The organism is Streptomyces sp. NPDC005492, assembly GCF_040605995.1.
GTDB lineage: Bacteria > Actinomycetota > Actinomycetes > Streptomycetales > Streptomycetaceae > Streptomyces.
Genome location: NZ_JBEXDX010000085.1, coordinates 1 through 16,185, shown reverse-complemented (window position 1 = coordinate 16,185; position 16,185 = coordinate 1). Strand labels below are relative to the sequence as shown.

12 protein-coding genes and 1 pseudogene are annotated in these 16,185 nt (G+C 66.4%); 9 read left to right on the top strand and 4 right to left on the bottom strand.

What is annotated here, in order from left to right:
• Positions 1-359: 359 nt before the first annotated feature.
• From ABZT04_RS44840 to ABZT04_RS44830, 3 genes are all read right to left on the bottom strand, one after another.
• A complete protein-coding gene (locus tag ABZT04_RS44840) occupies positions 360-1,997 on the bottom strand; it encodes a GMC family oxidoreductase (protein ID WP_356066192.1) in 1,638 nt (545 codons plus the stop codon).
• Positions 1,998-2,169: 172 nt separating this feature from the next.
• Positions 2,170-3,423, bottom strand: coding sequence for a DegT/DnrJ/EryC1/StrS family aminotransferase (locus ABZT04_RS44835; protein WP_356066189.1), 1,254 nt, complete (start codon positions 3,421-3,423; stop codon positions 2,170-2,172).
• Between the two features lie 278 nt (positions 3,424-3,701).
• The gene (locus ABZT04_RS44830; protein ID WP_356066187.1) at positions 3,702-5,012 is read right to left on the bottom strand and encodes a condensation domain-containing protein; all 1,311 of its coding nucleotides are present in this window, start codon (positions 5,010-5,012) and stop codon (positions 3,702-3,704) included.
• Positions 5,013-5,321: 309 nt separating this feature from the next.
• Here ABZT04_RS44830 and ABZT04_RS44825 point away from each other — a divergent pair, with 309 nt between their 5' ends.
• The 9 genes from ABZT04_RS44825 to ABZT04_RS44785 all read left to right on the top strand — a co-directional run bounded on the left by ABZT04_RS44825 (position 5,322) and on the right by ABZT04_RS44785 (position 15,640).
• Positions 5,322-6,635 carry an MFS transporter gene (locus tag ABZT04_RS44825; protein ID WP_356066184.1) on the top strand — a complete coding sequence of 438 codons (1,314 nt, stop codon included), beginning with the start codon at positions 5,322-5,324 and terminating at the stop codon, positions 6,633-6,635.
• 650 nt (positions 6,636-7,285) lie between these two features.
• The gene (locus tag ABZT04_RS44820) at positions 7,286-8,242 is read left to right on the top strand and encodes an ABC transporter substrate-binding protein (protein WP_356066195.1); all 957 of its coding nucleotides are present in this window, start codon (positions 7,286-7,288) and stop codon (positions 8,240-8,242) included.
• Between the two features lie 78 nt (positions 8,243-8,320).
• A complete protein-coding gene (locus ABZT04_RS44815; protein ID WP_356066181.1) occupies positions 8,321-9,475 on the top strand; it encodes a beta-ketoacyl-[acyl-carrier-protein] synthase family protein in 1,155 nt (384 codons plus the stop codon).
• A 178-nt stretch (positions 9,476-9,653) separates the two neighbouring features.
• Positions 9,654-10,307, top strand: coding sequence for a hypothetical protein (locus tag ABZT04_RS44810; protein WP_356066178.1), 654 nt, complete (start codon positions 9,654-9,656; stop codon positions 10,305-10,307).
• A 27-nt stretch (positions 10,308-10,334) separates the two neighbouring features.
• On the top strand, positions 10,335-10,589 hold the full coding sequence (locus tag ABZT04_RS44805) for an acyl carrier protein (RefSeq protein WP_356066175.1): 255 nt from the start codon (positions 10,335-10,337) through the stop codon (positions 10,587-10,589).
• Positions 10,589-11,986 carry a class I adenylate-forming enzyme family protein gene (locus tag ABZT04_RS44800; RefSeq protein WP_356066173.1) on the top strand — a complete coding sequence of 466 codons (1,398 nt, stop codon included), beginning with the start codon at positions 10,589-10,591 and terminating at the stop codon, positions 11,984-11,986. The genes ABZT04_RS44805 and ABZT04_RS44800 overlap by 1 nt, the downstream gene beginning before the upstream one ends.
• Positions 11,967-14,054: an aminodeoxychorismate synthase component I gene (gene pabB / locus ABZT04_RS44795; protein ID WP_356066170.1), complete on the top strand. Its 2,088-nt coding sequence runs from the start codon at positions 11,967-11,969 to the stop codon at positions 14,052-14,054. The genes ABZT04_RS44800 and pabB overlap by 20 nt, the downstream gene beginning before the upstream one ends.
• A 41-nt stretch (positions 14,055-14,095) precedes the next feature.
• Positions 14,096-14,935 carry a hypothetical protein gene (locus ABZT04_RS44790; protein ID WP_356066167.1) on the top strand — a complete coding sequence of 280 codons (840 nt, stop codon included), beginning with the start codon at positions 14,096-14,098 and terminating at the stop codon, positions 14,933-14,935.
• A 96-nt stretch (positions 14,936-15,031) separates the two neighbouring features.
• The gene (locus ABZT04_RS44785) at positions 15,032-15,640 is read left to right on the top strand and encodes a pentapeptide repeat-containing protein (RefSeq protein WP_356066164.1); all 609 of its coding nucleotides are present in this window, start codon (positions 15,032-15,034) and stop codon (positions 15,638-15,640) included.
• Between the two features lie 167 nt (positions 15,641-15,807).
• Here ABZT04_RS44785 and ABZT04_RS44780 read toward each other — a convergent pair.
• Positions 15,808-16,071, bottom strand: a pseudogene (locus ABZT04_RS44780) (transposase); the annotation flags it as partial.
• Positions 16,072-16,185: the final 114 nt, after the last annotated feature.

Genomic DNA, 16,185 nt, shown 5'->3' with positions numbered 1-16,185 from the left:
ACCCCTTCACGCACCCCTGACCAGCAGGATCCGTCTCTCCGCCTGCCTCCGACCGAGTGATCGACGCAAACTCCCTCGAATTGAGCAACAGGGTCATCGAGGGCTGGTACAACTTGCGCCGTCTGCACAGCAGCTCGGTTACCGAAGCCCCGCCTAATACGAGACCGCACTCGCAGCCTGACCACCACAGCAATGGTGTCCGTCAAAGTGGAACAAGCTCAGGCGGAACACTTCCGGATAGGGCTTGGGCGCAGCGGCATCCTTCCCACCTGCCCCGCAGGGCAAGCCAGTTCAAGATGTCACCCGATCGTGCGGCAGACCCCGGCGTCATTCTCGCGCGCCAGCTTTTTGCGTGTGTGTCAGTGCGCTCCCTCGCGTAGGAGCTCGGACGCGTAGCGGCCTGCCCTGGCTGATATTGCCATGATGGTGAGCGTCGGGTTCTGCCACGCGGCGGAAGGGAAGCAAGCCCCGTCGGTGATGAAGACGTTCGGGCAGTCCCAGCAGCGGTTGTGGGAGTCGAGCACAGAGGTGTCGGAGTCTGATCCCATCCTGGCGGTGCCGAGGTCGTGTACGTTCAGCCCGGGGACGGTCAATGTCTCCGACATGGCGGTGATGCGCAGCCCCCCGGCGGCGGCGGCCTGCTCGATGCCGCGTCGCATCGCGGCGTACAGCCGCTCCTCATGAGGTCCGTACGCGCATTCGATCACTGGAAGAGGGACGCCCCACCGGTCCCGCGTATTGCTGAGCGTGACCCGGTTGTGCCGGTACGGCAACATCTCGCCCTGGGCGTCGATACTGCCCAGAGCCAGCCCGTCAGAGGTGAGCCGCTGAAGGTTCGCCCACATTCCGAAGGGCCGTACGTCACCGTGGCTCGTCAACCCGGGAGGCACGACCAGGCCACGCTGCCGGGGAGACCATTCGTAGTCGACGGCATGCGGGTAGCCGTCGAGTACGCCGGTGGCTGACACCGTGGGATGGTCCATGAGCCCACGTCCCACCCAACCGCTGGAGTTGCCGAGCCCGAACGGGTGGCGTGGGCTCTTTGAGTTGAGCATGAGACGGGCCGTTTCGACGGTGCCGCAGCACAGGAAGACGACTCGGCTGGTTGCATGGTGCCGGGTTCCGTCTGTCGTGTCGACGTAGCGGATGCCGGTCGCCCGGCCCGTCGTTGGGTCGACGGACACCTCAGTCGAGAAAGCGTTCGGCCGCAGAAGCAGGCGACCTGTCCGTTCGGCGGCCGCGAGAGCTGTGGCCTGCATCGTAAACCCCGGCCACTTCTCGCCGTCGCTCTCCGGCGGAATGTACCGGACCGGCACGGGGCGCGTCCCCGACTGCGAGTAGGCCGCCTGAAAGTCCCTTTCGGCTGGCGTCAGCGCGTGCGGCGCGTATCGGTACACGCTGTCGGGAAGCTGCGGCAGCCCTTCCGCACTGCCCCGTAATCCCATGAGTTCTTCAACGGTGCTGTACGCGTCCGCCAAGTCCTCGTACCGCACCGGCCAGGACAGGGGCACGCCGTCGAAGTCCGCGGCGTCGAGCTCCTGGGGCGAGAGCCGCAGTGCCGTGCCGCCCCAGGTCAGCGAGCGTCCACCGACCTGCATGCCGCGGATCCAGTAATACGGCGCGTCCCGCGGCGTCTGATACGGGTGCTGCGCGTCATCGACGAAGAGGTGAGGGCCCCGGGGAACGAAGCCGGGGTGGCGGCCCTGCACGTACCGGCTCGTCCACAGACGCCCGGTGTCGCTCCCGGAGACCGCGAAGACACTGCCGTCGAGCTGCGCCGTGAATCCGCCGAACTGGCTGACGTCGCCCTTCGCGTCCGACCCGGGGACGTGCGGCGACCGGTCGGGGACTTCGTCGGCTGTCCGTGGTGGGCCGGCCTCCAGGACGAGTGTGCGGAAACCGGCCTCGGTCAGCTCTTTCGCCGCCCACGACCCCGCGAAACCGGAGCCGACCACGACGGCGTCGTACCTGTTGTCGACGCCATCATCCGTCGTCACTGCTGTACCTCCGTGGTGGTTGTTCCCATGTGTCCAAAAGGGCGACGGCTGTCCGTCGACACGGAGCGCGATCGGCTCCGGCCCTGGGCACCGACGTGGAGTAGAGGGGCGACGAGGTCCGTCGGATGTCGCGAGAGGAGCCCGAGCGAACGCTCGCTCCGAGGGCGCGGTGTTACCTGGCAGACTCCACGGCGCGTAGACTTCCCGCCTGCTGCTGCAGTTTCTCGATCGCGGCGGGCAGCGTCTCGAAGGCTCCGGCAGGCGCGAGCAGCACCGAGTGATGGAGCGTCAGCACCTCCCGATGCGCCCGCTCCGTCTCGGGCAGGCCACCGGCGGGACCGTCCAGCCGACTCGGATCACGGCCTACCAGGAGGAATCGCCGCTTGGTGCGGGGGCGGTGGAGAGGGTGCCGGTACATCGGGGGGTAGGGCGTCTGGAACGGTAGACCGGTTTCGGCGGCCAGGGCACGGCTCACCGTCTCGGCCGTGACCCCGCCGAACGCCTCTCGGTCGATCCGTACGGCGTACTGGTAATACGTGCGTTCGGTCACTGACGGCAGCGCCCGTACCGGCGCCAGACCCGGCAGCTCCTGGAGAAGCTTGTCGACGGTGGCCGCGTTCTCGGCGCGGCGCAGGTTCTGCTCGGGCAGGGCTTCGAGTTGGGCGTCCAGCACCGCGGCGCACAGTTCGGACATGCAGTAATTGGTCCCGGCCACCGAGCAATCGGCGACCAGTTCCGACTCGCCTTCGACCGGGCGCGCCGCGAGCCGACGTCCGTCGGAACGGAGCTGGAACATCCGGTCGGCGAGGTCGGGATCCCGGCAGACGACCGCACCGCCTTCGCCCGAGGTCAGCAACTTCTTCTCCTGCATGCTGAACGTTCCGACGGTGCCCCACGTGCCCACACGTCGTCCACGCCAGGAGGCCCCGTGGGCATGGGAACAGTCCTCGATGACGGGAATCCCGTGTCGCTCACCGATCGCCAGGACGGCGTCGAGATCCACGACCGAACTGAACAGGTGTACCACCACGATTGCCCGGGTCCGCTCGGTTACGGCCGCCTCGATGGCGGTGGGGGACGCGCACAGGGTGGAGGGGTCGATGTCCACCATGACTGGCGTCGCGTTCACGGCGAGGACGGTGGAGGCGTTCGCCACCCACGTCAGTCCGGGCACAATGACCTCGTCCCCGACGCCGACGTCGAGCGCTTCCATCGCGACGACCAGAGCTGATGATCCGTTGGTGGTGGGAACGCAGTGTGGAGCCCCGAGGAAGTCAGCGAAGTGAGCCGCGAATCGGGCCTCGGCCGACGCGTGGCCCTGCCAGGGGCCAGGCAGGGACCAACGGCCGGATTCGAGTACGGCCTGCAGGTTGCGCAGAGCGTTCGGTGCGGGGCGAGGCCAGGCGGGAACGGTGAAGTGTCCCACCGGCTGTCCACCTTGAATGGCCAGCATTGCCATTGCGACGTCCTTCCGGAACGGTGTGCGCGTTTTCCGGCACGGGGCAGGGCTGAGTCGGCACGGGCCGAGTGGGACGAGCGGCTGCGGTCCTCGGGGCTCAGTGGAGAACGGGCCGGAGCTACGCCGCCGGTGAGACGGGCCCGTGCCACCGCGGTCGCGGGGAACCCGCCACGCTCCGCTTGACCGGACTCAGTCAGGCCGGCGGCACAGGACACCGTGACGCCATGAGCCGACGGTGAGGGGGCTCAACGGGACGTGCGGAACTCTCGGTCGAGGTGATCGCGGATACCGGACAGGAAGTCACCGATCATGTCACGCGACAACAGGTTCGTCTCCACCTTCAGGGCTGCTCCTCCGGTGCGCAGACACGGGTCGATCGCGAGGCAAAGCACGGGTTGGGAGGCACGCCGGATCGGTTTCGGTGAGACCACCGGATCATCCGGGAAAGGCGTCAGGTCGACACCTGCTCCGGGTGATGTGCCGACCGCCGGATCGAATATCGCCCTGCGGTCGTTGAACTCAACGATGAGGGGCGCACCTTCCTGCCGGCCCGGTAGGACCTCATCCATCATCTGCGCGTGCTCACCCGGGGGGTACTGGGAGTGCTGATACGCCATCAAGGACAGTTCCCGTGTCGCGGCAGCAACCTCATGCAGGGTGCCGTCCGCCTCGGTGACCGGCATGGTCGTCGTGGTCTTGAGCCGGCTGACGGATCGCATACGCGACGGGCTGAACCTGTTGGCGCAGTGCAGCATGACCAGGAACGCGCCGATGTCGAGTGCTGCGGAGACCGCCGTGGTGTACGCGGCCAACAGCAGTGACGGCACGCCGACTGACAAACGTCGTGCCGTCGCCTCCAGTTGTGCGGATCCGAGGCCCAGCGACATGCCGCCGAGATGGACGGACTCAACGGGGCGGGCCGGCTTTCCCCATGACGGACGGAGCGTCTCCAGGAGTAGCGCGTCCGACCGGTGATGGGCGAGAGCCAGGTCCTTGCGTCGCTCACCGGACTTCCCGGACTCCCATTCCACCTGGTCGAGTTGTTGGAAGACCTCGCGAGGAGTGGGCTGTCCGTGGCCGACCGCGCGTGTCTCCTTGAGCAGCTCGGTCAGAAGGTTCTCGAAGCCCCAGCCGTCGACCATCAGATGGGACACCACCACGGCGACACGCCTCACGGTCCCGTCGTCGAGCAGGAGACCGATTCGGTACGAGAGCTCCTTGGCGGTGTTGATCGGCCGATGGCGCAGCGCAGAAACAAGGACCTCCCCGTCGCCATCCGATGCGGGCGCGGACATCACGAGAACAGGGACGTTCACGTCGTCCTGGACGTCCTGGCGGGCAGGAACTCCGTTTTCCTCGACGAACAGCGTGCGAAGTGACTCGTGTCGCCGCACGACCGTACGAATGGCTTCGAGGAAGTCGTCCAGACGGGGGCGATGTGGAGTGTCCACGATTGCCTGAAGGTAGGGATCCCGGCGAACATAATCAATTATGTCCTGCTGTGCCCAGGTAAGTATTCCGGATCGGGCAGTGCAGCCTGCGACGCTGACGTTCACGTTGTGAACGCTCTCTGGCATGGCCATAAATATCCTCGCTCCAGTAGCGGCGCAGGAGACCCTCCACTCGGTGGAGAAATAAAGTGTGTGAACGCCGGCCCCATGGATATGGCCCGTCTGGGCACTATCGGCTCGACAAGCGCTTGCAGCGTAGGGGAACTGTTTCACGGTCGCAAGAGATTTAGTTTAGGACACGGGTTGGCTGGAAAGCGCTTGCTGGCCGAAAGGTGCAATGCCACGATGTCAAGCGGTTTGCCAGCGGGTTGTTTGTCTCAGCCGGCGGGTTGTTTGTCTCAGCCAGGGGGAGTCGTGACGCGCTCAACGCAAGATGTTCGCGGGACCCTGAAAGGCGAGCCGACCCGTCGGAAGTCGTTGTTGGCTCGTAACCGGCCCTTCCTCCTGCTGTGGTCCGGGGAATCGGTCAGTCTCCTGGGCAATGAGATCAGCGTGGTGGCGTTGCCGTCCCTGTCGGTCCTCGTGCTGGGGACCGGCGCCGTTGGGGTCGGCGCCTTGGTGGCGTTGCAGTGGCTGCCGTTCGTGCTTCTCGCGCCGATCATGGGCGTCTTCACCGATCGGCTGCGCAGGCGACCGATGATGCAGGTCGCCAACGTCGCTCGCTGCCTTGTCCTCGGCTCGCTGCCGCTGGCAGCCGTCCTCGGTCACCTCACCCTCATGCATCTGTACGTCGCGGCGCTGCTCAAGGGCGTCTTCGACGTGGTGTTCCAGCTGGCATATCAGGCCTACATCCCGGAACTGCTCGACCGGGCCGACCTCGTCGAGGGCAACGTCAAGACCCAGCTGAGCCGCTCCGTCGCCCTTACGGTGGGTAGATCGGCGGGCGGTGGCCTGGTGAGCCTGGTCGGCGCGGCCCGGGCGGTCGCGGCGGACGCGCTGTCCTATCTCATCGCCGCCCTGGCGCTGCTGTTCATTCGTGAGCGGGAACCCCGGCCACGGCCGGCGGAACGAGGTCTGGCCACCACGCTCCGCGATCTGCGGAGCAGTGTCGCGCTGACCCTTGGCAATCGCGTGCTGCGCTCCCTCACGCTGATGGCGGCCTTCGGGAACATGGCCGTCTCGTCGACGCTGGCGATGATCATCGTGTACAGCTACCAGGACTTGCGTTTCTCCGCGGGGCAGCTTGGCCTGGCGCTAAGCCTGGGCGGGGCGTCGGTGCTGGTCGGCGCGGGGGTGTCGCGGCGGGTCAACGAGCGGTTGGGGATGGGGCGCACGCTCGTCCTGACGCATGGGATGCTCGGTCTCGCCTTCGTGCTGCTGCCTGCGGCCACCATGGGCGGCAAGCCGTTCGCGTTCGCGGTGGTCGTGGCGTCCCAGTGCATCTCCAGCTTCACCGGGCCGCTGACCAACGTGGCAGTCATCACGCTCTTCCAGAAGGCCACGCCTGTACAGATGATGGGGCGTGTCAACGGCGTTGCGCTGCCGTTCATCTGGGGGGCCAACGCGCTCGGCCCTGTTCTCGGCAGCGCTGTCGCGGCCGCGACGGGCAACGCGAGCGCGTTCTTCCTCGCGGCCGTACTGGCTTGGACGGCCATCGGGTGGATATATCGGGGCGCCGTCCAGCAGCTCACGGACGAGGTTCCTGATCACCTGCGGGTGTCCGTGTGATCGCGACGTCGTGTGGCCGAAAATGGGCGCTACGGCATCCTGTACGAGAAAGCGGAGAGGTGAATACCCTTCCGGTCCGGACCCAGTCCTGGTCGACCCGCGAAGTGGAATTTTCGATTCCTGTGAGTTTTTCGTGCAGGTCCTTTGTTTGCGGCGGTCGGCGGTTTCAGTGAGGGGTTCGGTATTCCGAACTTCCTGACGCTCCGAGGGGAGGTCCAGTCATGGTCCCATTTTGGTTGTCCACAGGATGGACTGTGTCGAAGGGTGTGGCGTGCCGGGTGTATTGCCTAGTCGGACGGGCGGGTTCGGCAGAAAGGGCATGCTGTGCCTCCTGTGCGCCGTTCGGTATTGGCCAAAGGGGTTGCTCGGAGTGTCAGTGATCCGGGAAGATGAAGTCGCTGGGTCCGCGGGGCTGCGGATGATTCTTCTTCCCTTTTCGTCCTCCAGGTGGGTCGGTCAATCGCTGGATCGAGTGTGCCTTGCGTCATTTTCTGTAGCGATTCTCGGACCGACCGAGTTGCTGTGACGGCGGAAGACGGGGAACTCTCTTATCGTGAATTGAACCGGCGGTCCGACTTTATTTTCCAGGAGGCGATTTTCAGATGCTCCCGAGATGCCGTCCGATGCTCGTGCCGCTGGACCGTTCACCCGTGCGTCGCCTGCTCGTCCGGCTCTCCGTCGTCTCTCTGGTCGTGGTCACCGCTGCCTGCTCCTCGGATGAACCGGACGCTCGGTCGGCCGGTGACATCAACACTCTCAAGGTCGGTGTCGTGCCCATTGTCGACGTGGCTCCGCTCTATCTCGGCCAGAAGAAGGGCTTTTACGGCAAACGCGGGATAAAGCTGCAGATGGTGCCCGCCCAGGGCGGGGCCGCGGTTGTCCCCGGTGTCATCAGCGGCCAGTTCTCCTTCGGTTTCTCGAACGTGACGTCGCTGATACTTGCGCAGAGCAAGGGCATCGCAGTGAAAGGTGTCTCCGTCGCCTCTGCCTCGACCGGTGAACAGGGTGCGGATTACAGCGGCATCACCGTGAAGAACAACAGTGTGATCAAGACCGCAAAAGACCTGGAAGGCAAGAAGGTTGCGGTCAACACGCTGCAGAACATAGGCGACACATCCGTTCGTGAATCGGTACGCAGGGCGGGCGGCGATCCGGCCAAGATCCGTTTCGTCGAGCTGCCCTTCGACCAAATGCCCGCGGCCCTCGACGGTGGACAGATCGACGCCGCATGGGTCAGCGAACCCGCACTCGCCACCGTCAAGGCACAGGGAGGGCGCGTCATCGCGTCCAACTACGTCGACGTCGACGACAATTTGACCGTCGCCCTGTACTTCACCTCGGCTCGGTACGCGAAGGAGAACGCAGAGGTGGTGAGGAAATTCCGCGAAGCCACTGCGGAATCCCTCGCATACGCCCAGGCGCATCCGGACGACGCCCGGCAGATTCTGGCGACGTACATGAAGATTCCGGAGGCGACGACGGAACAGCTGGTCCTGCCGAGGTGGCCTGTCGGCGTCAATCGGCCCTCTGTCGAGGTCCTGGCTGAACTCGGTCGCAAGGACGGCCTCTTCGGCACGGTTCCCGACCTCGACGAACTCCTGCCCTGACCAGCGGTGTCCCGCCACTGGACGCTGTCAGCGCAATGACACCGCGTCATTCACCACGACTACCTGGAGGTTCTCGGTTTGCGCGAGGTTGTCGTCACCGGGTACGGCGTCTTCACGGCGTTCGGCTTCGGTGCCCAGGCGCTCCGGCACGGTGTGTTCGCCGGTCGGCCGGTCTTCACCAAGGTCAGCCGCTTCGATCCGTCTCCCTATCACGCCAAGTGCGCGGCCGAGCATCCTGGCGACCCAGCACCGACCCAATTGCAAGTGCTGCGCCAGTGCGTCGGGGACGCACTGGCGATGGCGGGCCACGACGCGGCGGGCGCTGCGGTACTGCTCGGAACAAACGGCGATCATGCGGCGAACCTGGATTTCTGGAGGGCGGACGCCGAAGGGAAACAGGCCGAGGGCTCGGCCGTCGGGGACAGCCTTGCCGGCCGCTTGCCTGACCTCATCGCCACGGAGTTCGGGTTCGGCCGTCCCCGGCTGGCGTTCGTCAACGCCTGTGTGGCGGCCACGAACGCCATCGCGTACGGCGCGCAGCTCATCAGCACCGGCAGGGCCGACTCAGTGGTCTGCGGCGGCGTTCATCTCGTCACAGAGGATCTGTTCGCCAAATTCGACTCGGGACAGGCCCTTGCCACCGACGGCGCGGTCCGGCCGTTCTCCAAGGGCCGGAAGGGGCTGCTGCACGGTGACGGAGCCGCCGTACTCGTGCTGGAGTCCATGGCGCATGCACAGCGGCGGAAAGCCGTACCCGTGGGCAGCGTCCTGGGCTGGGGGCTGGCCGCGGACGCTCATCATCCCGTACAGCCGCATCCGCAGGGCCGCGGACTGGCAGCAGCCGCCCGAGCGGCCCTGCGTCGGGCGGGTGTGGATACGGAGGACATCGGCTATGTCAATGCCCACGGCACCGGCACGCCCCGCAATGACCCGGCCGAGTCATGGGCGCTGCGTGAGGTGTTCGGCGAGCGGGCTGCCACGGTGCCGGTCAGCTCGACCAAGAGCACCACGGGCCACATGCTGGAGGCGACCGGTGCGGTCGAGGCCGTGATCACGCTCGTGGCGATGGCCGACGGTCTGCTGCCTCCCACAGCAGGTTTCCTGGAGGCCGACCCGGAGTGCCCGATCGACTGCATCCCGCACACCGCGAGGCAGGCGACGGTCTCTCATGCCCTGTCACTCAACGCCGCGTTCGGCGGCGCCAACGCTGCTCTCGTACTGGGCGCCGCCTAGGCATTCGCGGCGGCTCTCACCACGTTCGCGCACCCGGCCCCGGCCCGTACGACCCAAGGGAAGCATGATGTCAACGAACCTGTCTCGACGCGCCGTTGTGAGCACCGCCTGTCTGACTCCGTGGGGAGACGGCGCGGCCGGCCTGCCGGGGGCCGCTCCACAGGAGCTCCCTCGGGTCGTGGGCTTCGAGGTCTCCCGGTTCGGTCCGTTGGTCCACGCGGTGACCACCGCGTGCCTGGGACCGTCCGGAGGGCCGGTCAACCACATCGGGCAGCGGGGCTCGGGAACGGCGATCGTGCTCGCCACCATGTACGGGGACGCGGTCTCGCTGGACACCGCCACCCAGCGCCTGGTGGCGGGGAAACCCCCGAAGCCGCTGCTGTTCTACCAGTCCGCGAACACCTCCGTCCTCAGCCACTTGACCCGGCGATACGCCATCCGCGGGCCTTTGACATGTGTGTCAGCCGTCCACGATCCCGCGGCCGAGGCCCTGAGGATCGCCGACACCCTGCTGGACGATCCCGAAGTGGTCCAAGTTCTCGTCGTCGGAGCGGAGACGCGACCTACCGAAAGGGTGCGGCGCACGGAGGAGCTGGCAGCATCCGGCAATGAATACACGCGCCTTCCCACCGACGACGCGGCCACCGCTCTCCTGCTGCGCCGGCTCGGCGACGGGGACACGGCCCGGCTGGACCTGGTGGAGGCAGAAACGGACGACACCGCCCCGCCGCCGGGCCCGCTCGGCTGGCTGGAGCGCCTCATGGGTCTCTGTGCCGCGATCGACGTCGAGCCGGAATCGGCCCGCACCCGGCACTTCGAGTTTTCTGTCTGAACCCACCCGTCTGAAAGGAAGACGTAGATGATCACGCGTGAGAACGTCCAGGAGCTGGTGATCGAGTGCCTCAGCATGGGCGGTGAACCCGTCGAGGTCGACGTCGACAGCACCATCGTGGTCGACTCCTTCTCGCTGGTTTGGCTCCAGCACGTGCTCGAAGAGCGATACGACCTGGTGATCGTGCCCGACCGGTCGGACATGGAGTCCTTCACATCGGTCAAGGCTCTCCACGAGTACCTCGCCAAGACCTTCCCGGACCGTGTGTCGGTGGAGGAGTGATGAGCTTGAGGCCGGTGTCCTGGTGGGGCGAGCGACTTCTGGAACGAGGCCGGGACGACGAGCTGTGGGTCCTGGCCGACCGCGGTGTCACCTATGGGGAGTTACGGGCGCAGGTCGAGCACCTGGCCGGGCAGATGGAGGCTGCGGGCATCGGTCCCGGATCGTCCGTCGCCATCCGAATGGCACCCAGCCTGTCGCTCCTTCACGCCCTGCTCGCCGTCTGGTCCCGTGGCGCTCAGGCCATGCTCATCGACATCCGGTCGACCGCCTTTGAGGTGGATCGGCTGCTACGGATCTGCGAACCTCAGTTCCTGGTGTCCGCCGAGCCTCCGTCCCAGGTCACCACCTATCTGGTCCCGGACGTGTCGCCCTCTGTGGAGCGCCGGCCGAGCGGCCGCCCCGCCTCCGGGGACGTCTGCCTGGTGCAGTCGAGTTCCGGCTCCACGGGGCAACCAAAGGTGATCGGGCGCTCTCCGGCCTCCCTGCTGCAGGAGCTGGAGCGGTACACCCTCCTTGAGGGCATGCCGAAGGCGGGGGAGCGCGTCGTCCTGCTGAACTCCGTCATCCACACGATGGGCCTGGTCGGCGGGATACTGCACGGCCTGCAGTCCGGCGCCCAGATGGCGTTTCCGCCACGGATGCGGGTCGGGGACATCGAGGAGACCGCCCGCGCCACCGGGGCTGCCGCAATCCTCGGGGTACCGGTGCACTTCGCGTTGCTGGCGCGCTCCGGGCGCGGCCCGATGCCCTCGCTCCGCCTGGCCGTCTCGGCCGGTGAGCTGCTGCCCGGCAAGGTCTGGACCCAGTTCCGGCAGAAGTACGGAGTACCCATCAGTCCCGTCTACGGCACGACGGAGACGGGACTGATCGCCGCGGACCTCACTACCGGGCCTGAGCCCCCGGTCATCGGCCGGCCGGCATCCGGGATCGAGGTCGACATCGCCTCCGGGGAACTCCGCGTACGGATGGCGCACAGCCCCTACCTCTGGGCGGACCGCTCCGACAGGTTCCAGGACGGGTGGTTGCGCACGTTCGACCGGTGTGACCTGGATCCCGCGTCCGAGAGCCTGAGATATCAGGGCAGGGCCGATTCCATCGTCGCGGTCGGCGGGCTCAAAGTCGACCTGACGGAAGTCGAGCAGACCCTCCTCTCGCACCCTCGGGTGCGGGAAGCCGTGGTCGTCTTCGGAGACATCATCGAGGCCCACGTCGGAGGTGACACCGAGCTTTCGACAGCCGAACTAGCCGTCTGGTGCCGGTCCCGGCTCGCGGACTACAAGGTGCCGAAGGTCTTCCGGCTCTCCGCAGCCGTCCGGCGCAACGCGAACGGAAAGATGATCCGCGATCGGGACCTCCTGCAGGCCCAAAAGGAAACCGATGCGCACTCTCATCATTGACAACTACGACTCGTTCACGCACAACCTCGCCCATTACATCGCCGCGATGAACGGTGTGGCCCCGGTCGTCATCAGGAACGACGAACCCGGCTGGACCCTGTCGACGCTCGATGAATTCGACAACGTCGTGATCTCTCCGGGGCCCGGCAATCCCGCCGAGGCCGAGGACTTCGGCATCTGCGCGGAGGTCATCCGCGAGGCGCGGATCCCGGTGCTGGGCGTTTGCCTCGGCCACCAAGGGATGTGTCATGTCTATGGCGCGCAGGTGGCGGCCGCGCCCGAGATCTTCCATGGCCGCGAGTCGCCGGTGGTGCACCACGGAGACGAACTCTTCGCGGGTGTCCCCTCACCGTTCAGTGCCATCCGCTATCACTCACTGGTGGCGACCGACCTGCCGGCCGAACTGCAAGCCATCGCGTGGACCCAGGACGACGTGCTGATGGCGGTACGACATCGTGAGCGCCCTCTGTGGGGCGTGCAGTTCCACCCCGAGTCGATCGGCACCCCCCATGGCCGACAGATTCTGGGCAACTTCATGCGCCTCACCCGTGAAGCCGATTCACGGCAGGCCGCCCGTACTCCGCCTCGTGGTCCGGCCGCATGGCGAGTGGACGTACGCAGACTGCCCTTCGAGGTTCCGTCCGAAGCGGCCTTCGGCGCGCTGTACGGTGACTCGTCGCACTCGTTCTGGCTCGACAGCAGCCGTACCGGCGACCGGGCCGGGCGCTTCTCCTTCATGGGAGACGCCAGTGGCCCGCTGGCGAGGGTTGTCAAGGCGCATGTCGCGGACGGGCGTGTCGTAGTCACCTCCGCCGACGGCCGGGACGTCTCCACGGGGTCGTTCTTCGACTGGCTCGACCAGGACCTGAACGTGCACCGGGTCGAGGTGCCGCAACTGCCCTTCGATTTTGCACTGGGGTGGGTGGGGTACCTGGGGTACGAGTTGAAAGCGGAGTGCGGCGGCGAGTTTGCCCACCATTCACCACAACCCGACGCGGCGATGGTTTTCGCCGACCGGGCAGTGGCCTTCGACCACGAACGGCGCGAGACGTATCTCCTGGTCCTGGTGAAGGACGGTGACACGGCGTCGTCGGCGGAGTGGTTTCTCCGGACGCGGCGCATCCTGGAAGAGCTGGCCGAAGAGGCGGGGAAGCACCCCCCCACGGTGACACCGGCAGACGAACTACCGGGCGTGGTCGACGAGTGGCGACTCCGGCACGAAAGGGAGCGTTATCTGGAGCTGATCGCCGCGTGCCACAAGGAGATCGAGGCGGGGGAGTCGTACGAGATCTGCCTGACCAACATGCTGCACAGCAGCGGGACGTTCGACGCCTGGCACACCTATCAGCTGATGCGCCGGCGCAATCCGGTGCCGTACGGCGCGCTGCTCCGGCTTGGGCAGGTGTCGGTGCTCAGCTCCTCTCCCGAGCGTTTCCTGCGCATAGGCGCCGACGGAGAAGTGGCCTCGAAGCCCATCAAGGGCACTCGGCCGCGTTCGGCGGATCCCGCCGAGGACGAACGCCTGCGGAACGATCTCGCGCAGGACCCGAAGGACCGTGCGGAGAACCTCATGATCGTGGATCTGGTCCGGCACGACCTGAGCCGATGCGCCGAGATCGGCTCGGTCCGGGTCGACCCGCTGTTCGCAGTGGAGAGCTTCGCGACGGTGCATCAGCTGGTCAGTACCGTACTTGCCCGGCTGAGACCGGATCAGGGAGCCGTGCAGTGCGTACGAGCCGCGTTTCCGCCGGGTTCCATGACCGGTGCGCCGAAGATCCGCACCATGCGGATCATCGACAGGCTGGAGGAGGGGCCGCGCGGGATCTACTCCGGCGCTCTGGGCTACTTCTCGCTCTCCGGCGCCGCGGATCTCAGCGTTGTGATCAGGACGGCGGTCATCTCCGACGACAGGATCTCCTTCGGAACCGGGGGAGCCATCACCGCGCTGTCAGACGCGGACGCCGAGTTCGAGGAGACCCGGGTGAAAGCGACGTCCTTGCTCGAACTGTTCGATGGCGAGTTCCCGGTCGGTGACGCCGGCGTGGTGACGGCGGGTGAGGAGCGGTGACAGGTGACCGGGACCACCGGCGCGCGTGGATGGAGGGAAGGATGGGCGAAGGGCAAGTGTCGGGTGTGACAACCTGTTTTGTGATCATCAGTGACACGGTGGATGACGCATTCGAGGACCTGGTGCTCAGTCTGCGCGCATTCTGCCCGGGGGCCGACATCGCCTGGTACAACTCGGGGCCGCAGCGGGAGACTCCCTTCGGACTGCGTCGCGTCTCTCCCGGGCGCCCACTGAAGTACATGAAGATCACCCCGGCTTTCTTCGATGTCCTTGAGTGGGCGCACCGAGAGGACTACGACCACATCGTCAACGTCGAGACGGACCTGGCCTTCATCAAGCCGGGGTTCCTGGACTTCATCGGACATCAGATGGAGGCGGCCGACTATCTCGCGCCGGGACTGCGACGCGGAATCCCCCAGGTGTCGCTGTGGCCGGCGTACCGCACGCTGGCCGGTGAACGCCAGGAACTCACCGAGATCCTGGGCATGGAATATCTGAACCGGTGCTTCAGCCCGGCGCAGGTCTTAGGGCGCGGCTACATCTCGGCCGTCCTGTCCAGCGACAACTACCCCCGGCTCCGGGCCTTCGTGGAGAGGAATCAGCATCCGCAGCGGTCATGGACGTTGCAGGAACTGCTGCTCCCTTCACTCGCCGACAGCGTCGGTGTGATGGCGCGCTCGTATCCCGCACACATGGCCCGGTTCAATCGCTACCGCCCTCATCAGGCGCCCATCGACCTGAAGATTGCTGAGAGCGCCGCGGACGCCTACTTCCTCCACCCGGTCCGGCGCGAGCGTGAGGACCCGGTACGCAGTCATGTCAGAGGCCTTGTGCGCGATGCGGCGCAGGCATCCGGAGAACTCGTGAAGACGACGATTTGACGAGGGGAGTGGAGGCAGATGGCGTCTCCTACTACGAGCGAGGACTCGAACAGGGCCGGCGAGGGAACGCTGACGCGTTCGAGTGCGGTCCGTGCGATGCAGCACGGAAAGGCTCTGCGCGGTGAGAACCTCAACGGCGTTGACCTGAGCGGCGAGCGGCTCGCAGAGTCCATGCTGCGCGGGGTGAGCCTGGTCGAGGCGACGCTCATCGGCACGAGCCTGCGCAGTGCAAACCTCTCCGGCGCGTTCGTCTCCGCCGCGGACCTGCGCGGCGCGGATCTGAGCATGTCCTTCCTGGGCGGAGCCTTCCTGGGCTGGGCGCTGCTCCAGGAGGCCGATCTGTGCGGCGCGTACCTGCGCGGGGCGGATCTGCGGGAGGCCGATCTGGGCCGAGCCTTCCTCAACGGCGCCGACCTGTCGGGTGCCTATCTCGGCGACGCCAAGCTGGTGATGGCCGACCTGCGGCAGGCGAGCCTGGACGGTGCCGACCTGCGCGAGGCGGACCTCAGCGGCGCCCTTCTCCAGGGTGCGAGTCTGCGCGGCGCGATGCTCGCGGAGGTGAAGTGGACTCCGGAGACGCAATGGCCGGAGGGCGACGTGGACGCGATACGGCAGATGTCCCGGGAGGAGGCGGAAGGGAGGTTCGTGATCAACACCGACGACTCCGTTCCCAGCGGCATCCGCATTCAACATCCGCCGTCTTGACCCACGTTGTACCGATCGTGACGGCTGAGACAGCGCAATGCACACGGTCTCTGGTCGCGTGGAACGTTCACCTGGGCCAGAGGCCGTCTGCTCAGATCGCGCTACTACCCGCCCCGAGCCCACAGCAGCTCAAGACTGCAACGACCGAGCATCACTAGAGTCCGTCTTCAAACGGATCTTGCCCAGAGCAGGAATGATGCGAGACTGACCGCTGCCTCGTAGAAGGTGGCGGTCTTGTCGTATCTGGTGGCGATGCTGCGGAAGGCCTTGAGGCGGTTGAAGCAGCGCTCGACTATGTTGCGGCGCCAATAGATTTGACGGTCGAATGCCGGTGGCCGGCCGCCGCGGCTGCCGCGGTTGTGCCGGTATCGCTGCTGGTCGGCTCTTTCTGGGATGGTGCAGGCGATGCCGCGTTTGCGCAGGTAGGCGCGGAATCCTCGGGAGCTGTAGGCCTAATAGGCGTTGAGGGCTGGGAGTTGGATCAGCTCTGGGCAGGGGCCGAGCGAGATGTCTTGCTGTATGCCGCGCTTTGAGTGCTTCGACAA